Origin of the sequence: Amycolatopsis thailandensis, assembly GCF_002234405.1 — a bacterium.
GTDB classification, from domain to species: Bacteria; Actinomycetota; Actinomycetes; order Mycobacteriales; family Pseudonocardiaceae; genus Amycolatopsis; species Amycolatopsis thailandensis.
Window position 1 is genome coordinate 1 of the sequence record NZ_NMQT01000061.1, and the last position, 19,855, is coordinate 19,855.

18 protein-coding genes are annotated in these 19,855 nt (G+C 69.2%); 8 read left to right on the forward strand and 10 right to left on the reverse strand.

All coding sequences use genetic code 11. The annotated features are described in order from the left end of the window. Positions 1-130: 130 nt before the first annotated feature. From CFP71_RS17740 to CFP71_RS17755, 4 genes are all read left to right on the forward strand, one after another. Complete coding sequence (locus tag CFP71_RS17740; protein WP_244199717.1) at positions 131-1,756, forward strand: DUF7850 domain-containing protein; 1,626 nt, start codon at positions 131-133, stop codon at positions 1,754-1,756. 34 nt (positions 1,757-1,790) lie between these two features. Then, positions 1,791-2,411 (forward strand): class I SAM-dependent DNA methyltransferase, encoded by a 621-nt coding sequence (locus CFP71_RS17745; RefSeq protein WP_093934978.1) that lies wholly within the window; start codon positions 1,791-1,793, stop codon positions 2,409-2,411. 53 nt (positions 2,412-2,464) lie between these two features. Next, positions 2,465-4,192 (forward strand): arabinofuranosyltransferase AftB family protein, encoded by a 1,728-nt coding sequence (locus CFP71_RS17750; protein WP_093934979.1) that lies wholly within the window; start codon positions 2,465-2,467, stop codon positions 4,190-4,192. A gap of 143 nt (positions 4,193-4,335) precedes the next feature. Further along, the gene (locus tag CFP71_RS17755) at positions 4,336-5,022 is read left to right on the forward strand and encodes an SDR family oxidoreductase (RefSeq protein WP_093934980.1); all 687 of its coding nucleotides are present in this window, start codon (positions 4,336-4,338) and stop codon (positions 5,020-5,022) included. A 313-nt stretch (positions 5,023-5,335) separates the two neighbouring features. Here the strand turns inward: CFP71_RS17755 and CFP71_RS17760 are convergent, their stop codons facing one another. From CFP71_RS17760 to CFP71_RS17770, 3 genes are read right to left on the reverse strand one after another with little or no spacing between them, the layout of a single operon-like run. After that, on the reverse strand, positions 5,336-6,643 hold the full coding sequence (locus CFP71_RS17760) for an amidohydrolase family protein (RefSeq protein WP_093934981.1): 1,308 nt from the start codon (positions 6,641-6,643) through the stop codon (positions 5,336-5,338). Between the two features lie 16 nt (positions 6,644-6,659). After that, on the reverse strand, positions 6,660-7,310 hold the full coding sequence (locus tag CFP71_RS17765; RefSeq protein WP_093934982.1) for a response regulator: 651 nt from the start codon (positions 7,308-7,310) through the stop codon (positions 6,660-6,662). Next, positions 7,307-9,079, reverse strand: a complete 1,773-nt coding sequence (locus CFP71_RS17770; protein WP_093934983.1) for a sensor histidine kinase — start codon at positions 9,077-9,079, stop codon at positions 7,307-7,309. Before CFP71_RS17770 ends, CFP71_RS17765 begins: the two co-directional genes overlap by 4 nt. 180 nt (positions 9,080-9,259) lie before the next feature. On the opposite strand from CFP71_RS17770, the gene CFP71_RS17775 reads away from it, so the two are divergent. Next, a complete protein-coding gene (locus CFP71_RS17775) occupies positions 9,260-9,955 on the forward strand; it encodes an ABC transporter ATP-binding protein (protein WP_016338261.1) in 696 nt (231 codons plus the stop codon). Continuing rightward, positions 9,955-12,204 carry an FtsX-like permease family protein gene (locus tag CFP71_RS17780; protein ID WP_093934984.1) on the forward strand — a complete coding sequence of 750 codons (2,250 nt, stop codon included), beginning with the start codon at positions 9,955-9,957 and terminating at the stop codon, positions 12,202-12,204. Before CFP71_RS17775 ends, CFP71_RS17780 begins: the two co-directional genes overlap by 1 nt. A 217-nt stretch (positions 12,205-12,421) precedes the next feature. On the opposite strand, the gene trmB is transcribed toward CFP71_RS17780, so the two are convergent. The 6 genes from trmB to CFP71_RS17810 form a co-directional block, all read right to left on the reverse strand. Continuing rightward, positions 12,422-13,105, reverse strand: coding sequence for a tRNA (guanosine(46)-N7)-methyltransferase TrmB (trmB, locus tag CFP71_RS17785; protein ID WP_244199719.1), 684 nt, complete (start codon positions 13,103-13,105; stop codon positions 12,422-12,424). Between the two features lie 215 nt (positions 13,106-13,320). After that, positions 13,321-13,872 carry a hypothetical protein gene (locus CFP71_RS17790; RefSeq protein ID WP_093934986.1) on the reverse strand — a complete coding sequence of 184 codons (552 nt, stop codon included), beginning with the start codon at positions 13,870-13,872 and terminating at the stop codon, positions 13,321-13,323. A gap of 160 nt (positions 13,873-14,032) precedes the next feature. Then, complete coding sequence (locus CFP71_RS17795; RefSeq protein ID WP_093934987.1) at positions 14,033-14,785, reverse strand: hypothetical protein; 753 nt, start codon at positions 14,783-14,785, stop codon at positions 14,033-14,035. Then, positions 14,782-15,699: an ATP-binding cassette domain-containing protein gene (locus CFP71_RS17800; RefSeq protein WP_093934988.1), complete on the reverse strand. Its 918-nt coding sequence runs from the start codon at positions 15,697-15,699 to the stop codon at positions 14,782-14,784. Before CFP71_RS17800 ends, CFP71_RS17795 begins: the two co-directional genes overlap by 4 nt. 153 nt (positions 15,700-15,852) lie before the next feature. Continuing rightward, a complete protein-coding gene (locus tag CFP71_RS17805) occupies positions 15,853-16,584 on the reverse strand; it encodes an ABC transporter permease (protein WP_093934989.1) in 732 nt (243 codons plus the stop codon). 38 nt (positions 16,585-16,622) lie between these two features. Next, positions 16,623-17,561 (reverse strand): ABC transporter ATP-binding protein, encoded by a 939-nt coding sequence (locus CFP71_RS17810; RefSeq protein WP_093934990.1) that lies wholly within the window; start codon positions 17,559-17,561, stop codon positions 16,623-16,625. A 190-nt stretch (positions 17,562-17,751) separates the two neighbouring features. On the opposite strand from CFP71_RS17810, the gene CFP71_RS17815 reads away from it, so the two are divergent. Both CFP71_RS17815 and CFP71_RS17820 read left to right on the forward strand, forming a co-directional pair. Next, positions 17,752-18,330, forward strand: a complete 579-nt coding sequence (locus CFP71_RS17815) for a TetR/AcrR family transcriptional regulator (RefSeq protein WP_093934991.1) — start codon at positions 17,752-17,754, stop codon at positions 18,328-18,330. Further along, entirely contained in the window at positions 18,331-19,242 is a 912-nt protein-coding gene (locus CFP71_RS17820; RefSeq protein ID WP_093934992.1) for an SDR family NAD(P)-dependent oxidoreductase, read from the forward strand. A 126-nt stretch (positions 19,243-19,368) separates the two neighbouring features. Here the strand turns inward: CFP71_RS17820 and CFP71_RS17825 are convergent, their stop codons facing one another. Further along, positions 19,369-19,782: a VOC family protein gene (locus CFP71_RS17825; protein ID WP_093934993.1), complete on the reverse strand. Its 414-nt coding sequence runs from the start codon at positions 19,780-19,782 to the stop codon at positions 19,369-19,371. Between the last annotated feature and the right edge of the window lie 73 nt (positions 19,783-19,855).

Here is a 19,855-nt window from a genome sequence, read left to right on the forward strand (position 1 = left end):
TGACCGGGACGCCGATGCCGTGGGAAGACGGCATCGGCGTCCCGGTCACTCTCGGTTCTGCCTGATCGGGGCGCTCGTCGACACGGTTCAGCGATTACGGAACCGGGGCCGGATAACTAGCTTCAGCCCTGTGAAAAGGGCACTGGTGTTGATGACGGCCGGAACGCTCCTGCTGGCCGGGGGCGCTTTTCCCGCGCACGCGCAGGCTGTGGACATCCCGTCGGGCTGCACCGGCGGGGCCGCGCCGAACCCGAGCGTGGAGCAGGGCAGCCCGCCCACCGGGTACAAGTTCAACCCTGCCGCCCCGGTGCCCGCCGGCACGCCGAAGAGCAAGCACCCCCGGCTGTCGACGGCGGGCGGCTATCAGCAGGACGGCGGGAAGTACGCCCTGATCTCGACGCCGGACAAGATGGTCAGCACCGCCTACGCGGCGATGAAGTTCGTGCCCGGCGCCGTCTACACGCTGACCGACTGGACAGGCACGAACGACGTCAACCTCCGGCGCGCGGACGCCGTCGGAGAGACTGGACTGCGGTTCTACAACGCGTCGGACAAGGTCGTCCTGGAGAACAAGCTCAAGGTCGCGCACGCCGTCGAGACCGACGGCAAACTGGCCCGGCAGGACTTCGAGCCGTCGATCGCCCCGGCGTCGGCGAACTCGGTGAAGTTCTTTGCCGCCACCGACCACAACTGGGTCATGTGGGACTGCGTCCACCTGCGGATCGACTCGTTTTCGGCGAAGGCCGAGGTGCGGGATCCGGCGAGCGGTGCCTGGGGCGCCACGGCCACCCTCGAGGCGGGCACCACCGCGAACTACCGCTTCACGGTGACCAACGACGGCACCACGACGCTGACCGCGGTCAAGGTCGACGACCCGTACTGCGACGTCCAGCCCACACCGATCGCGGCGCTCGACGCCGGCAAGTCCGCGACCGTCACCTGCGACCACAAGAACGTCACCGAAGCCGACAACGGCCACGTCAGCACCGTGACCGTCTCCAGCGGCAAGCTGCCGAAGAAGACCTCCACCACCACGATCAAGGTCACCCCGCCGCCCGCGATCGACGAGATCGGCGAGTTCGTCTGGAACGACGTCGACCGCAACGGGCTGCAGGACTCCGCGGAGCCGGGCGTCCCGGGCGTGAAGGTGACGCTGAAGGACGCGTCGGGCACGGCGCTCGGCACGCTCACCACGGACGCCGACGGCAAGTACCGCTTCACCAAGCTGAAGGACGGCATCTACCAGGTCTGTTTCGACATCGGCGCGCTTCCGTATACGTACACGGCCAAGGACGCGGGTGACGACGCGAAGGACTCCGATGCCGATCCGGCGACAGGCTGCACGGCGACCACCACGGTCGGCCCTCGCAAGCGAACGGACCTGACGCTCGCCGCCGGCCTCAACGCGCCGACGAGCAAACTGGGCGACTTCGTCTGGCTGGACAAGGACAAGGACGGCCTGCAAGGCCGCGACGAGCTCGGCGTCCCGGACGTGAAGGTGACACTGAAGGACGCTTCCGCGAAGGAGATCGGTTCGACCGTGACCGGGCCGGACGGGCGGTACTCGTTCGGAAGCCTGCTTCCGGGCTCGTACCAGGTGTGTTTCGACGTCGGTTCCCGGCAGCTGACCAAGTCCGGCGCCGCGAAGTTCGACGGCACCGACTCGGCGGCGGATCCCGCGACCGGGTGCACGCCGCCGGCCGAGCCGGGGGTGCCGGAGGACCTGACCAGGGACGCCGGGCTGATCGAGCCGTGAGAATTGTCGGTGGGTGGCGCTAGCGTCGCCCACCGTGACCACCTCACATCTCGATGCCACCCGCGAGTCCTACGACACCGTCGCCGAGGACTACGCGGTAAGGGTCAGATCGCTCTTCGACCAGGAGCCGATCGGCCGCGCGATGCTGGCCGCGTTCGCCGAGCAGGTGCGCGGCCCGGTCGTCGACGTCGGCTGCGGGCCGGGTCATGTCACCGCCCACCTGGCGTCGCTCGGTCTCGACGTCGCCGGTGTCGACTTGTCGCCGAAAATGATCGAGGTCGCCCGCCGTCAGTACCCTGACCTGCGGTTCTCTGCCGGCTCGATGACCGCCCTCGACCTCCCGGACGGCGAGCTGGGCGGACTGGTCGCCTGGTGGTCGATCTTCCATCTGCCACCCGAGGAGCTCCCGGCGGTGTTCGCGGAGTTCCGCCGCACGCTCGCGCACGATGGTCGTCTGCTGGTCGGATTTCACGTCGGCGAAGAACGTCTGAGCCCGGAGACGGCGTACGGCCACCCGGTCACCTATGACGCGTACCTGCTGGAACCCGGCAAGGTCGCCGAGCTGATGGAGAAGGCCGGGTTCGAGGTCACCGCCCGGCTGACCATGGAAGGGAGGAAGCGACCCCAGTCCTGCCTGTCCGCCCGCGCGGTTTGACTCGCGGGCCGCGCGCCTGATCTCCTGCGCACGCAACCGAGCCGGGCGGAGCCATGACGCAGACGAACACGACCACGGGCGAAAACGCGCCTGACTGGCCTTCGCGCGCTTGGTTCCGGCGTCCGTCGACCTGGACGTGGTTCGGGTTCGGCCTGGTGCTGATGGTTTACGCCGACCTCGCCTGGCGTCGCCGCTGGATGAGCGACGACGGGCTGATCGTGCTGCGGACGGTCCGGCAGATCCTCGCGGGCAACGGGCCGGTCTTCAACATCGGTGAGCGGGTCGAGACCAACACCAGTCCTTTGTGGACGACGGTGCTGAGTGTCCTCGGGCTGATCCCGGGAGTGCCGCTGGAGTGGATCTCCGTGGTCACCGGGTTGGTCTTCTCGGTCGCCGGACTGTTCTTCGGCCTGGACGGCGCCCGGCGGCTCTACCAGCCGCTGGCGTTCCACGGGCTCGCGCCCGCCGGGGCGCTGGTGGTCTGCGCGCTGCCGCCGTTCCGCGACTTCGCGACGTCCGGCCTGGAGACCGGTCTGATCACGTTGTGGCTGGGCGGCACCTGGTGGCTGCTTGTCCGCCGTATGTCCACAATGGATGATCTGCGCACCTGGCCGGTCGCCCTGGTCGCCGGGCTGGGACCGTTGGTGCGGCCGGATCTCGCGCTCTTCAGCGCCGTCGCTCTGGTGGCGCTGCTCGTGCTTGCGTGGCCGGGACGTCGTCGCGTGGTGGGCTTGCTAGCCGTGGCGGCCGCGCTCCCGTTGGCGTATCAGGTGTTCCGGATGGGCTACTACGGTCTGCTGACGCCGAACACCGCCCTGGTCAAGGAGGCTTCGGAGGCGAACTGGGCTCGTGGATGGGCGTACTTCGTCGACCTCGTCCAGCCGTACTGGCTCTGGCTGCCGCTCCTGTTGCTCGCGGCCGCCGTCGTCACCGTATCGTCCACTGTGGACAAAACATTCGCGGTGCTGACCGCGGTCCCGGTCGTCGGCGCGGCGCTGCTCTCGCTGTACGTGGTCAGGGTCGGCGGGGACTTCATGCACGGGCGCATGCTGCTGCCGGCGCTGTTCTGCCTGCTGCTTCCGGTGCTGGCCCTGCCGGTGACGAGGCTGACCACGGTGTTCCTGGTGGGTGCCGGGATCTGGGCGTTCGTGGCCGTCGGGTCGCTCCGCCCGCCGTACTCCGCCGAGCCGCGTGCCGTCGGCATCACCGACGAACGGTCGTACTGGTCGCGCGCGACGGGGCACGAGTATCCGATCCTGGCCGAGGATTACGCCGATCACCCGCTGATGCCGTCGGCGCTGGACGCCGTCCACGGTGTGGACGGCCCGGCGGTGCTGGTCCAGGACTACGCGACCAGGCGCTGGTACGCGTACCCGACGGACCGGCCGTACGTGACCGTCGCCGCGGACAGCATGGGCGCGCTCGGCCTGCTGATCCCGCTCGACATGCGGCTGCGCGACGGTTACGGCCTCGCCAATCCGTTCGCCGCGCATTCGACGCCGCTCGCCAATGGCCGTCCCGGCCACCAGAAGTGGCTGCCTCCGGTGTGGGAGCTGGCGAATTCGGCGCGGCTCCCGATCGCCGAAGGCGGCCCGGCCCGCGCCGTCGACGTCGCGGCGGCGCGGGTGGCGCTCAGCTGCCCGGAGATCGCGGCGATCGACGCGTCCGTGCGGGATCCGCTGACGGCCGGACGGTTCGCGGACAACCTCATCGGGTCGTTCACGCGCGGTTCCGTGCGGTTCCCGCGGGTGGCGACACCGCCGGTCACCTGCGCCCCCTGACCGCCCCGCGATGTGTCGTCCGCCCAATCACACGTGATCGCCTTCCAATCACGCGAGATCGCTCTTCAATCACGCGAGTTCCGTCTCTGATCACGCGAGATACGCTTTCGAGCACGCGAGACCGCCGTACTAGCGTGGCGGCCATGGCTGATCTTCCCTTCGCTCTCGTCACCGGCGCCACCCGCGGTATCGGTGCCGCGGTCGCCCGCGCGCTCGCCCCCACGCACCGGCTGCTGCTCGGCGGCCGCGACGCCGACGCGCTCGGCGAACTGGCGGGCACGCTGCCCGGCGCCCGGGCGTGGCCGGTCGACCTGACCGATGCCGAGGCACTGGAAGCGGCGACAGCCGAGTTCGGCGAACTGAACGTCCTGGTGCACTCGGCGGGTGTCGCGCGACTCGGCACCCTCGAAGCCACGACCGACGCCGACTGGCGGGCGAACTTCGAGGTCAACGTGCTCGCCGTCGTCACGCTGACCAGGCAGCTGCTGCCCGCGCTTCGTGCCGCGAAGGGGCACGTCGTGGTGATCAACTCGGGCGCCGGGCAGAACGCGCGACCGGGCTGGGGACCGTACGCGGCGAGCAAGTTCGCCGTCCGCGCCTTCGCCGACGCGCTGCGAGAGGAGGAGTCCACGCTGCGGGTGACGTCGATCTACCCCGGCCGCACGGACACCGAAATGCAGCAGGCGATCATCGCCGACGAGGGCCGCGCCTACGAGCCGGAACGCTTCCTGCGCCCCGACTCCGTCGCGGCCGCCGTGCTCTCCGCCGTCACCGCGACCGGTGACGCGCACCCGACCGAAGTGACCCTGCGCCCTCGCGGCCTGGTCTAACCCACGTGCCGTTGTCCTGAAGGCCACGCGCCATTTCCGGTGGCGCCGTCCGCGTGTTCCCAATGTCGCATTTGAGTCGCTGAGCGTCCCGAATGCGACATTGGGAACCCTTGCTGCGCCCCGGCTCAGGCCGACGTGTCGCGAAAGCCACTTTCGGGACATCGGCACCCGCTCGGCGCCAGTTGTCCACAGCCTCGCACGGTTGTGGACAACCCCGCCCCCACCAGCACTTTCCCCCGGGTCCCGCCCCCAACTCCCGATAGACTGGCCTCGGGGCCGCCCCCTGGGACGGGTGGGGGGCTGGGTAGGTGAGTTAAGAGCGCAGGCGTGCGGAGGTTTCGGCGACTTCGGCCTGGACTTTCGCGCGGTCCACCCGCAGGGATTCGCCGTCGCCGACGACCTGCTCGCCTGCCACCCACACGTCGCGCACCCGGCGCGAGCCGGCGGCCCACACCAGGTTCGAGAGCAGTTGCTCGTCCGGGACGTCGAGGCCCGCCGCGAAGGCCGGGTCGTCGAGGTCGACGTGCACCATGTCCGCCCAGCGGCCGGGTTCCAGCGCGCCGATGTCGGTCCGGCCCAGCGCGTCGGCGCCGCCGCGGGTGCCGAGCAGGAAGGCGTCGGCCGCGGTCAGCACGGTCGAGTCGCCGGTCGCGAGCCGCGCGAACATCGCCGAGAGCTGGAGTTCCTCCCACAGGTCGATGTCGTCGTTCGACGCCGGGCCGTCGGTGCCGAGCCCGATGGCGACGCCCGCCTTCCGCAGCTCCGTGACCCGCGCGATGCCCGAAGCGAGCTTCGCGTTCGAGCCGGGGCAATGCGCCATCCCGACCCCGCGCGCCGCGAACAGCGCGATGTCCTCGTCGGACAGGTGGATGGCGTGCGCGGCCAGCGTCCGGCCCCGCAGCATCCCGACCTTCTCCAGCAGCGCGGGCACCGAACCATGCGCTTCGCGCTGCTTGACGTCTTCGAGTGCCGCCTCGGCCACGTGGATCTGCACCAGGGCGCCGCGTTCGGCCGCCGATTCCGCGGTCGCGCGCAGCGCTTCTTCGTTCAGCATGTACGCCGAGTGCGGCCCGTAGCCGACCTCGATCCGCTCACCGGGGCCGAACCGGAGACCGTCGGTGTCGATCCAGCGTTCGATGCCCTTCAACATCGCGCGCCAGTCCATCCCCGGCAGTTCCATGATCGGCGGACCCAGGATCACGCGGCCACCGGTGGTGAGCACCGCGTCGGCGAGCTGCTCGCCTTCGAAGTACATCTCCGCGCTGGTCGTGACACCGTGCCGCAGCATTTCGACCGAGCCCAGCACCATGCCGGTGCGGATGTCGGCGGGCTTCAGCTTCGCTTCGGCGGGCCAGATGATCTCGGTCAGCCACCGCAGCAGCGGCAGGTCGCCGCCCATCCCGCGCAACAGCGTCATCGGGCTGTGCGCGTGCGCGTTGACCAGACCGGGCAGGAGAAGACCGCTCAACCGGGTCACGGGAGCGGACGTTTCGGGAGCCTCGGACACGGGACCGACATGGGTGACACGCCCCGCCTCGTCCACGTCGACCACGGCGTCACGCAGCAACGAGCAAGCGGGGTCGGCGGGGAGAACGACAGGAGCGTGGAAACGGCGTTGCATAACCGAGAGCTTACTTTCAGTCGACGACGCCGCTACGCCACGCCCACGCCGCGATCTCCACCCGGTTCCGCGCACCCACCTTGCCCTGCACCGACGCCAGATGCGTCTTCACCGTCGACAGCGACAGGAACAGCTCCGCCCCGATCTCGGTGTTCGTCAGCCCCTTCGCGGCCGCCTTGACGACGTCCAGTTCCCGCGCGGTCAGCGGCTCCGAAGGCGGGACGACCTCGCGTTTCACCGCGCCGCCGTCGAAATGCTTCAGCAGCCGGACGGTGATCTGCGGCGACACCAGCGCGTCCCCGCGCGCGGCCGCGCGCACCGCCTCGATCAGCAAAGCCGGGCCCGCGTCCTTCAGCAGGAACCCGCTCGCGCCGTTCCGCAGCGCGGTGTGCACGTACTCGTCCAGGTCGAACGTCGTGACCACCACCACCTTCAGCGGATCGGCGACGTCCGGGCCCGCCAGCTGCTTGGTGACCTCGAGCCCGTCGATCCCCGGCATGCGGATGTCCAGCAGGCAGACGTCCGGCCGCAGTTCGCGCGCCTTCGCGACCGCCGAGACACCGTCCGGGACGTCGGCGACCACCTCGATGTCGTCTTGGGCGTCCAGGATCATCCGGAAGCCGATCCGCACCATGTCCTGGTCGTCGGCGATCAGTACCCGGATCACTCTTCTCCTTCAAGTGGTAGCCACGCTTCGACGCGCCATCCGCCGCCCGGCGCCCGGCCGGCGGAAAGCCGGCCGTGCAGCAGGGCGACCCGTTCGCGCATGCCGATCAGACCGTAGCCGCCCGACCCACCGGCCGGACGGCGATCCGGCTCGCGTCCGTCATCGGTCACCTGGAGGTGCAGTTCGCTCCCGGCCACCTCGGCGATGACCAGCGCCTCCTTCGCGCCCGACGCGTGCTTGCCGATGTTCGTCAGCGACTCCTGCACCAGCCGCAACGCCGATCGCCCGACCTCGTGCGGCACGTCCGACGGCAGTTCCAGCTTCATCGACGTCTTCACGCCGTGGTTCGACCGTTCGATCAGCGACCGCAGATCGGCGGCGAGATCGGTGGTGGCCTGCTCGCTGAACTCGCTGCTCCCGGCGGGCGCGTCACCGCGCATGCTCCGCACGAGCCGCCTCATCGCCGCGAGCGCCTCCACCCCGGCGTCCTCGATCCGGCCCATCGCCTCGACCGCGACCTGCGGGTTCTTCTCGCCCATCATCTTCGCCGCCTGCGCCTGCACGACGATCCCGGTGACGTGGTGGGCGACGACGTCGTGCAGTTCACGCGCCAAAGCCATCCGTTCCGACGTCTGCGCGTCGCTGATCGCCGACTGGATGACCTGCGTCCGCTCCGAATCCCGCGAACGCAGCGCCAGGCCGACCGCCACCGAGATACCGAGCAGCAGCAGACCCGCGATCGCGAACCCCGCGATGTCGTCCGGGTTGGTCATCAGCCGCGGATTCGGCCGCTGCGTGTTGAGCACGCAGGCGCCCATCACCACCCCGGTCAGCGCCGCGAGCCGTGACGTGGCCTTGCCCAGTCCGACCGCGCGGACCAGGGTGACGATCGCGCCCATCCCCGCGACGACCTGCGTCCCCGGCACACCGCCGGGCGTCGGGTAGTCGTAGCGGAGCCGGAGGAACGGGGTCACCAGCGCCGAAAGCAGCATGACCGCGGTGAGCGCGATCATCGCGTCGGCCGGCCGCCGCGGCGCCGCGATCGCGATGATCGCGGCGACGATCGAGCAGACCAGGATGGGCAGACCGTGCGCCCCGCTGGCGTAGGTGAAGGTGAATTCCAGGATCAGCGCGACGCTCAGCATGCCGATGAGCGGCCACTGGCCCAGCACCAGCTTGTTGAGCTTCTGCAGCTTCTCGTAGCTTCTCGGATTCGTCATGCGGTCGCGCCCGGGAATCGCGAAGACCAGCGTGCCGCCCAGCAGGATGCCCCCGAACAGCATCGCCTGCGCCATGGTGCCGCCCGACATGCCGTCCATGTACCGGCCGGACACCGCCGTCAGCGTCGCCAGCACCAGACCGGAGATCACCGCGAACGCGACGCCCGGCCGCGTCCGGCGCGCGGCGTAGAACAGGATTTCGACGCCGGCCACCACTTCGGTGATGGACAGGTTCGCGAGCACGCTCGAGTAGGTCGGGATGTTGAAGTAACGGACGACCAGCGTGTAGGCCACCAGCACGACCGAAGCCGCGACGGCGGCGACGGCGGCGCGTTTCTGCGCCCAGAGCGCGCAGAACACCATCCCGAAGATGCCGGGGAACAGCAGCAGGTCGATGACCTTGGGGCCGGCGTCGTCGAAGGCGGCGTCGGTGATGAACGCCAGGTCGAACGCGAACGCGGCCAGCAGGACGACCACGGGCATGCCGATACGGCGCGTGAGCGCGCTCGCCCGTGCGTAGAGCTTGTTCTGGGATGGACCTGCTGTCACACCGTGACGGTAGAGGATCCGCCACCGTCCGCACCTTGGCCGACCGGTCCGAGTCGCCTCGGCCGATCGGCCGAGGCGGGCGTGATCAGCACTGGCCGTCTGCCCGAAGTGGACACAGGCGGTTCACCGCGAAGCTCTTCCCCGAAGCGGAACACAAGTGACTGACTAGGGAGAATCACGGTGGTAGATCCACAGTGGACAGGGCAGCCGGTGCTTTCGGGCCGGGGGCTGGTGAAGCGGTACGGCACACAGCACGCGCTGGCCGGGATCGACATCGACATCCAGGCGGGTGACGCGGTCGCCATCGTCGGGCCCTCCGGCTCGGGCAAGACCTCCCTGCTGCACGTGCTCGCCGGGATCCTCCGCGCCGATTCCGGGCAGATCTTCCTCGCCGGGCAGCGCGTCGATCAGCTCAACGAGCGCAAGCGCAGCGAACTGCGGCGCACCGAGTTCGGTTTCGTGTTCCAATCCGGGATGCTCGTCGCCGAACTGAGCGCCGAGGAGAACGTCGCGCTGCCGTCGCTGCTGGGTGGCAAGGGGCGCAAGGAATCCATCGAGGCCGGCCGCGAATGGCTCGCGAAGCTCGGCTTGGCGGGCAAGGAAAAGCGCCGCCCCGGTGAGCTTTCCGGCGGTGAGGCGCAGCGCGTCGCGATCGCCCGTGCCCTGACCCACCGGCCGAAGGTGATCTTCGCCGACGAGCCGACCGGCGCGCTCGACACCCGCACCGGCCGCGCCACCATGGACGCGCTGCTCGCGGCGGCCGCCGACAGCGGCGCCGCGGTGATCGTGGTGACGCACGACCGCGAACTCGCCGAGGCCATGCCGCGCACGGTCTCCATCCGCGACGGCCTGATCGCGACGAGGCTGGCTGCCTGATGAACAGCTTCCAGCTGGCCATGCGGGTGCTCCGGGTCGACCGCCGGACCCGCACGTCGGCCATCCTCACCGCGGTCGGGGTCGCCGTCGCGACCAGTCTGGTGCTCCTGCTGGCCTCCCTCCCGGGTGCCACGCAGGCCCGCTCGCAGCGGGCGATCTGGCAGGACATCGGCAGTTACTACTCCCAGTCCGGGGAGAGCCAGCGTCCGGCGCCGCTGCTGATGGCGGCCAACAAGGACTACTCGGGCGACCGCGAGATCATCCGCGTCGACATCGCCCAGACCGGCACTTCGCCGATCCTCAGCCTGCCGCCGGGCATCCCGAAGCTGCCCGGCCCCGGCGAGGCGATCGTTTCGCCCGAACTCGGGAAACTGATCCAGTCGGCGCCGCAGGCCCAGCTCGGAGACCGGTTCGGCAAACTCGTCGACGCGCTAGGACCCGACTCCCTGATGTATCCGGAGCAGCTGGTCGCCGTGGTCGGCCACACCCCGGAGACGATGCCGAAGACGGCGCTCGCCGCGGACGGCTTCCCCGACAAGCAGGCGAAGCCCGACCCGATGCTCGAACTGCTCGCCTGGGTCGGCGTGATCGTCCTGCTCGTGCCGAGCCTGGTGCTCGTCGCGTCCTCGGCCCGGCTCACCGCCGCCCGGCGTGAGGTGCGGATGGCCGCGCTCCGGCTGGCCGGGGCGACCCCGGGGCAGGTGATGAAGATCGTCGCCGCCGAGACGGCGTTGTCCGCGGTGATCGGCGCCCTGCTGGGCATCCTGGTGGCACCGGCGCTCCAAGGCCTCTCGACGTTCGTTCCGTGGGCAGGCGGGACCTGGCTCGCGTCGGACTTCAGCCTCCCGGTCGGTTCGACCGTCGCGGTCGCCGTCGTGATCCCGTTGCTGGTCGTCTTCGCGGGTGTCCTCGGCATCCGTCGCGTCCTGAAGACGCCGCTGTTCGCGGCCTCGGCACACGCCCGCAAACCACTGCACTGGTGGCGGCTGCTCGCGGTCCCCGTGGCCGGTGCCTTCTTCCTGTTCGCGGTCACCCAGGACAACGGCAGCCTGGGGATGGTGATGCTCGGGCTGTTCCTGCTGGTCGGGTCGGCCGCGATCGTCGGGCCGTGGGTCACCTCGGCGGTCGGCGGCACCTTCGTCCGGATCTGGCGCAAACCGGCGTCGCTGCTGGCCGGACGCAGGCTCCGCGACGACCCGAAGAGCGCGTACCGGGCCACGGCGGGTGTCGTGCTCGCGGTGTTCACCGGCTCGATGGCGCTCACGCTGCTGCCCTCGTTCGAGTCGATGGCGGGCGGTGGACGGACCTTCAAGGACAACGTCCTCTACGCCGAATCCGACGCGACCCAGGCCCAGCGGATCGCCGACGACACCAACGCGTCCCTCGCCCGCAACGGGGTCACCGAAAAGGCCATCCCGGTGGGCCAGGTCTACCTGTCCACAGGCGCGCCAGGGACCCGTGACCAGACGCTGAGCAGGGCTTTCGTGATGACCTGCGAGGACGCCACGAAACTGCTCCGGGTGAACATAGGCGGCACCTGCCAGCCGGGTCCGGCGATCTACAGCCGGACCAGCCTCGACCCGGCGGTCTACAGCGTGACGAACGACTACGACAAGGCCGGCACGCCGCTCGACGCGAAGGCCCCGGTGCACCTCTTCCCGTCCAGTGACGAGGACACCTACGGCACGATCGTCATCGACCCGGCCCTGGTCCCCGCGGGGGTCACGCCGGAAAGGTTCGACGTGATCGTGCCGACGACACCGCAGAACGGCGAGGTCGTGCGAACCGCGCTGGTCGGGGCGGCCCCCGGACAGGAGGTCGGCAGCCGCGGCCTGCACCTGATCGGCCAGCAGCAGGAACTCGGCGACCTGCGCCGGGTCACCGTGATCGGCCTGATCGCCGCCGGCGTGCTCGCCGGATGCAGCGCCGCCGTGGCGACCGCCGGTTCGGTGATGGACCGCCGCCGCACCTTCGGGGCGCTCATCGCGGCCGGGACACCGGTCCGGGTGCTGGCGAGGGCGCTGCGGATGGAAGCGGCCCTGCCCGCGATGGTGGCCACCATCGGCGCGGGTGCGGTCGGGGTCGGAGTCGGCATCGGGCTCTACAGCCTGGTCGAGAAGGACGGGATCGTGCTGAGCCCGTGGCTGCTGGCGCCCGTGGTGCTGGGAATCGGGGTGGCGTTGCTCGGGGCATCCGTCTCGACCCCGGCGCTCAAGCGGGTGCAGTCGGAGCCGTTGGCCGACGAGTAAAAGGTTCGTCCGAATGGCGTCATGACGCCGGGGCGGGCAGGTCTCGTGGGTGGAGTCGGAGGTAACCACCCACGAGCCGGGTGCCCGGTCATCCCTCTGTCGGGGGATGGATGAACGGGCACCGGGGATGCGCAGGGGGCATCCCAAGGCACGGGGGTGTGAAGAAAGGGCCGGTCAGCGACGTGGGGACGCCGCTGACCGGCCCTTTCAGGCGTTTCTAGGCGCGTTCGAAGATCAGGTCGTGCGAGATCCGGCCTTCGACGTCGGCGCGGTTCTCGAACTTCGTGACCGGGCGCCACTCCGGACGCGGCGCCCAGCCGCCCGGCTCGGCGGCGTGGCGGTTGCGCAGGAGCGGCTCGGCCGAGCAGACCTCCATCATCTGCTCCGCGTAGTTCTCCCAGTCGGTCGCCATGTGGAACGTCCCGCCCGGCGCGAGCCGCGACGCCACCAGCGAGACGAACTCCGGCTGCACGATCCGCCGCTTGTGGTGCCGCTTCTTCGGCCACGGGTCCGGGAAGAACAGCCGGACCCCGGCCAGCGAACCCGGCTCGACATGCGAGGTCAGCAGCACGACGGCGTCACCGTGCATCAGCCGCAGGTTCTCCACGCCGAGCTTCTCCGCGCGCAGCATCAGCTGGCCGAGACCCGGGTCGTACACCTCGACCGCGACATAGTTGAGTTCCGGCGCGGCGGCCGCGAGCTGGGACGTGGTCTCGCCCATGCCCGAGCCGATCTCCACCATGACCGGGGCCCGCCTGCCGAACCAGTCGTCGAAATCCACCGTGCCTTCGGGCAGCTCGCCGACCGTGCGGCCGAGCGACGGCCAGAGCTCGTTCCAGGCTCGCTGCTGCCCGACGGTCATCCGGCCGCCGCGTTTGACATAGCTGACCACGCTGCGCATCCGTGGCTGGTCCTCGTTTTCCACCCGCCCATTAAACGCGGGGGCTGTGTTCACCGGCGAACCCGCGTCCGCGATCACGTCGGCAGGGCGCTCGTCGGCAAACTCCGTCGCCTCGGTCGGAGGGGCGCCCTGCCACCGCGATAGCGGGGCCTTCGGCCGGGGCGGGTTCGGCTTTTGGCTGATTTCCAGAATGCGCCTTCAGCTCCGCCTGCCGGTTACCGCACCGCTTCGAACTCCCCCAGCCGCGACCGCAGCCCGGCGAATCCGCCGACCGCGATCGGCGGCGGCGTCGTACTGGAATGGGCGGGGAGGACGTCGATCCAGCCGTCGTGACGGCTGGTGTTCAGCACCGTGGTCGGGATCGAATGCCCGGAAGCCCCGCGTTCGGAAGGCATGAACTCCCAGTAGCCGGATTCACCGTCCGCGGCCCACGGCACGAATTCCCAACCGGGACGCCTGCCGAGCAGACCGGAGATCCGATCTTCGATGCGGAAACCGAGTTCCCGCGATTCGAGCCTTCCTTCCACGACGGCGCGAAGCCACCACGGCGCGGGGATTTCGCCGTGCATTCCACTGGACGCGCGGTACAGCGCGACAACGAGATCTTCGGGTGCGCGGTGCACCCAGGCACGGCGGATATCGGACGGCCGGGTCGCCGACGCCACCGTTCGGGGTAGTTCGATCGCTTGGGACCATTCGAGGTCGAGCATGGGCTCGAGTCGTGGCCGGGTACTTTCCGTGCGGGCTTTCGGGATCGTGCGTTCCACTCCCTGACCGGAATCCACCGTCAAGGATCACCTCCGGGGCCGAGAGCCGAAAAAGCGGCTCATCCCGAGCATCGCCCGGTCAGGAACAGTATGTCCGCATCCTGTGAGAGAAGCCACAGGCTCTTAACGTGGACTTAACTCCTTTGGCCGCGGTAAAAGCTCACGCATCCCTTCGATGGGTGATCATCAGCGCGATCGCATAAACAATCACGCAGATGCCGCCGAAATAAGCCAAATAACCCCACGGCCCCAACGGCGGGTCGAGTTTCAGCATCGAAACCGTCAGATCCGGCCCCGAAAACTGATTCGCCGCGAAGAACGGCATCCACTGGTAGATGTCGTCGCCCACTCGCGGAATCAGGATCACGAGACCTTCGATCACCTGCGTCCAGGCCAGCGCGAACCCGAGGGCGAACGCGGGACTGCGGAACAGCAGGCCGAGGCCGACCCCGAGGAGACCGGTCAGCAGGAAGGTCAGTCCCTGGCCTGCCACCGCGCGCCAGTCGGCGCCCGAGTGCAGTCCGAGATCCGCGGCCGGTTTGACCAGGTACGCGATCCCCCACGAGCAAAAGCCCACGAGCAGGCCGATCAGCCCCGAGAAGACCCCGACGACGACGCCCTTCGCCACCAGCGCGGGCACGCGCGACGGCACCGCCTGGAAGGTGAGCTTCATCGTGCCCCAGTTGAACTCGGTCGCCGCCGCGAGGATGGCGAGCACGAGCACCACGGTGCGGCCGAGGTTGCTCGCGGTCTGCGTCGAGGCGACGGTCGCCTGTCCCTCCAGCGGCACCAGACCGAAGAACAACGCGGTGTAGCCGATCGCGAGCACCACCGCGATGGCCGCGCACCACCAGGGCGCCCGCGTGCTCAGCAGCTTGATCCGCTCCGCGCGGATCAGGTTCGCCGTGCTCATCGCGCCACCTCCGGGACACCGGCGCCGTACTCGACGGCTTCGGCGGTGAGTTCCATGTACGCCTGTTCGAGCGAGCCGGTGAGCGGCTTCAGCTCGTGAAGGGTCGCGCCCGCGGCGAACGCGAGCTCGCCGAGGTGATCACTGTCCATTTCGGACACGATGAGCGCGCCGTCCTCCTCGCGGAACTCGGCGCCCTTCTCGGTCAGCGCCGTCCGCAGTTCGGCGAGATGCGGGCTGCGGACCCGCACGCCGAGGCCCTTCGCGCGGCCGACGAAGTCCTCCATCGTCCCCTGATAGATCAGCTTCCCCCGGCCGATCACCACGAGGTCCTGCGCGGTCTGCGCCATCTCCGGCAGCAGGTGGCTGGACACGAACACGGTGCGGCCCTCGGCGGCGAGCGCGTGCATCAGCTGCCGGATCCACACGATGCCCTCGGGGTCGAGCCCGTTGACCGGCTCGTCGAACAGCAACACCCGCGGGTCGCCCAGCAGCGCCGTCGCGATCCCGAGCCGTTGCAGCATCCCGAGCGAGAACTGCCCGGCCCGCTTGCGCGCGACAGACTCCAGGCCGACCAGGCGGAGCACCTCGTCGACCCGCTTGTCGGCCAGCCCGTTCGTGGCGGCGACCCAGCGCAGATGCTCGCGGGCCGGTCGGCCGGGATGCCGCCACGCCGCGTCGATCATGCCGCCGACCGTCCGAAGTGGATCATGCAGCTCGCGGTAGGCCTTGCCGTCGATCGTCACCGAGCCGGACGTGGGGCTGTCGAGCCCCAGCATCATCCGCATCGTGGTGGACTTCCCCGACCCGTTGGGGCCGAGGAACCCGGTCACCCGGCCCGCTTCGGCGGTGAAAGAAAGATCGTTCACGGCGAGTTTGTCGCCGTAACGCTTCGTGAGTCCAGTGGCCTCGATCATCGACCCTCCCGCCAGTGGATTGCGACATTACCAACGGGGAAAGGACCGGGCTGCCCCCCGATCGGCGGCCCGGTCCTTGTTCCCCTTTTTCTCCCCGTCCGGATGTCCAGCTCCCCCGAGCGGACGTCCGGCCTTCTCCCCTGCGGAAGTTTCTTACGCGTCGCGTTTGTCGGCGACGACCAGCGAGATGATCAGCAGCACCAGCGCGAAACCGGCGAAGTAGGCCAGCGACCCTGCCTGGCTCAACGGCGCGTTCGCGGCGGCGGGACCCGAACCGGTGAGGAACCGGTCGGCGACGTGGAACGGCATCCAGTCGTAGATGTCCTTGCCGACCTTCGGGATCAGCTGGATCAGGTTCTCCACCGCGAGGGTGTAGATCAGCAGGAGCGAGATGGCGCCGGCGCTCTGCCGGATCAGGATGCCGACGGCGACCGCGATCACCGAGGCGAGCGCGAACACGACGCCGACACCGGCGACGCTGATCCACTCCGCGGTGGTGTTCAGCATGAGGTCTTCCGGCCGCATGATCGAAGCGAGACCCCAGGCGGCGAACGCGGCGATCTCGCCGATCACGAGCGAAAGCAGCGCGACGACGCCGGTCTTCGCCAGCAGCGCCGACTTGCGGTTCGGGACGGCCTGGAAAGTGGTGCGGATGGTGCCGAAGCGGTATTCGGTGGTCACCGAAAGCGCCGCCAGCACCATGATCACGGTCATGCCGAAGACGTAGCCGAACTGGGAGTTCGAGACGTCGGTGAACTCACCCGCCGGGGCGGCCCCGGCGAAGATGGCGGCGAAGCCGATCACGACCGCGAGGGTGATCAGCGCGCACCACCAGGGTGAGCGTGTGGTGAACAGCTTGATGCGTTCCACGGCGAGCAGAGTCATGGCTTTTCTTTCCTCGAGAGAGTGAGCGGCAGTGTTGGCTACTGGGCGGCGGCGACCACTTCGGCGGCTTCGGCTTCGAGACCGGTGTGGTACTCGACCGAATCGCCGGTGATCTGCATGAAGGCCTGCTCCAAGGAGCCGGTCTGCGGGCTGAGCTCGTGCAGCACGATCTGGTTGGCCGCGGCGATCTCGCCGATCTTCGCACTGTCCAAACCGGACACGATGATCGCGCGGTCCTCGTCGGTGACCTGGGCGCTCGCCTGCGTCAGCGCGGTGCGCAGCGCGGGCAGTTGCGGCGACCGGACCTTGACCGTGTTTTCGGCGGCCCGCGCCACGAAGTCCTCGGTGGAGGACTGGGAGATCAGCTGTCCCTTGCCGATCACGACCAGCTGGCTCGCGGTCAGCGCCATCTCCGAGAGGAGGTGCGAGGAGACGAACACCGTGCGGCCCTCGTCGGCCAGCCGGTGCATGAACTTCCGGATCCAGAGGATGCCCTCGGGGTCGAGGCCGTTGACCGGCTCGTCGAAGAGGAGGACCTCCGGGTCACCCAGCAGCGCGGCCGCGATCCCCAGCCGCTGCGACATGCCGAGCGAGAACCCGCCGGCGCGCTTTCCGGCGACGCTGGTGAGCCCGACGACGTCGAGCACCTCGTCGACCCGGCCCGCCGGGATCTTGTTGGACTTCGCCATCCACTGCAAGTGCGCCCGCGCCGACCGGTTGGGGTGTACCCACTTGGCGTCCAGCAGCGCGCCGACCGTCCGCAGCGGCTGCTTCAGCTCGCGGTACTGCTTGCCACCGATGCGAACCTGACCCGAGGTCGGATTGTCCAGGCCGAGGATCATCCGCATGGTCGTCGACTTTCCCGCCCCGTTGGGGCCGAGGAAACCGGTGACCTTCCCGCTCGCGACGGAGAAGGAAAGGTTGTTCACCGCCAGTGTCTTGCCGTACCGCTTGGTGAGGCCCGCTGCCTCGATCATGTCTGCTCCCCTCGGCGACTGCGAGAACAATCGTCGTCCATGTGGGTGGCCGAGCGCGTCATCCTGAGGTGCCAACCTGGTACCCGACCTGAGAAGTAGCTTGCCGTCTCCGGACGGCGTACGCGATCGGTGACACCCCTGAGAGTGACCCTGAATCGCCAGGGTTAATGAACCATGGTTCACTAATGGCATGGCGAGACCCCGTTCCATCACCGACGAACGACTGCTGGAAGCGGCGGGGACCGTGATCGGCAAGGTCGGCCCGGGTTTCACGCTGGCCCAGGTGGCGGCGGAGGCCGGGGTCGCGGTCGGCACGGTCGCTCAGCGGTTCGGCTCGAAAAACGGCCTCTTGCAGGCGTTGAGCCGGTTGAACACGCGATCCGTCGTAGGGCTGATGCGGGACTGTGGCGAGCTGGCCGACCCCGTGGAGGCCCTGCGCGCGGCGGTCATCGTGATCTACGAGGGCTTGGGGACGGCGGAGACCGCGGCGAACCACCTCGGGCAGTTGGGAGTGGACATCGGCGATCCGGACCTCCGCGCCCTGCTGGGTGACCATTTCACCGCCGTGGAAGCGGAACTGCGGCGGCTGACGCGGGCCGCGGCGCGTGACCTGCCGGGCGCGCCGGGGGTCGTCCGTGCGGCGCGAGTGCTGATGGGGGTGGCGAACGGGGCCGCGCTGGATTGGTCGATCCGGCCGAAGGGCCGGATCGTCGACCGAATGGGGCAAGACGTGGACGCGGTACTGACCGCGTGGAAAGGAGCGTCCTGAATGGACCGGAAAGTGGCCGTCGTCACGGGGGCGACGCGAGGATGTGGCCGGGCGATCGCGGTGGAGCTGGGCAGGCTCGGCTGGACGGTGTTCGTCACCGGCCGCACGACGAGGGATCAGCAGTCGCCGATGAAGCGGTCGGAGACGATCGAGGACACCGCGGAGCTCGTCGACGCGGCGGGTGGCTGGGGGATCCCCGTCCGCACCGACTTCACCGAAGTGTCCGATGTGGACGCGCTGAAGGCGCGGATCGAGTCCGAAGTGGACGGCCGGATCGACGTCCTGATCGACGACGTCTGGGGTGGCGACCCGCTCGCGGACTTCGACGGGGCGTACTGGAACTCCAGTCTCGACGACGCGCTCACGCTGGTGCACAACGCGATCGACACGCATCTGATCGCGTTGCACCGGCTGCTGCCGCTGGTCGTCCGGCAGGAGGGCGGACTCGTCATCGAGGTCACCGACGGCGACCACGACGAGTACGTCGGCGCGGGAATCCCGTATTTCCTCGCGAAATGCGGGATCCGCGCGATCGGCAGGGCGCTCGGCGCCGAACTGAAGAAGTACGGCTGCGTCGGCATGACCGTCACGCCGGGTTTCCTGCGGTCGGAGGCGATGCTCGACTACTTCGGGGTCACCGAGGAGACCTGGCGTGACGCGGTGGGCAAGGCCGCCCCGGTCGACTTCGCCATCTCCGAGACCCCGGCGCTGCTCGGGCGGGGTGTCGCGAAGCTGGCGACCGATCCGGAAGTGTCGCGGTTCGCGGGCAAGACGCTGGCGTCGTGGACGCTGATGAACGAGTACGGCCTGACCGACGTCGACGGCTCGCGCCCGGACTTCGGCAAGTGGATGGCCGAAGTCCGGGAGACGGGCAAGGACACGGCGACGGCCGACCACTCGCTCTACCGCTGAGCCCCGGCGGGAAGACCTGGGCTGGGTGGGTCGTGAGTGGTAAGTGTCGTTCTAACGACACTTACCACTCACGACCACCTGTACCGACGCGCTTCCGCACCGCCACTTCTTCCGCCACCGTCACCGCTACTTCTTCCCGGCCAGCACGTCCAGATAGTGCTGGTTGAACATGACACCGAGGACGTTGCCGAAGGGGTCGACGACGGCCGCGGTCACGAAGCCCGGACCGCGCTCGATGATCGGCTCGTACTCCTTCGCGCCCTTCTCGAGCAGCTTCGCGAAGGCGTCCTCGACGTCGTCGACGGCCCAGTTCGCGATGGCTCCGCCAGGACCGGGCTGGGCCGTCGACGGCCGGTAGTCGCCGCGGACCAGGCCGAACTCGTGCTGGTAGTCGCCGATCCGGAACTCGGCGTACGCCGGCTTCCCGTCATGGCCGTCGCGCACGAAGTACGGCTCGATCCCGAACAGATCCGAGTACCACTCGATCGCGGCGGCCATGTCGTCGGCGTAGAACGTGGTGGTGGTGAGACCTCGCAGCATTTCCTTCTCCTCCGGTAGTGGCACTGAGAAGAAGGATCCGCCGTAAAGTGCTCACCGAATGACCACTTTTCCG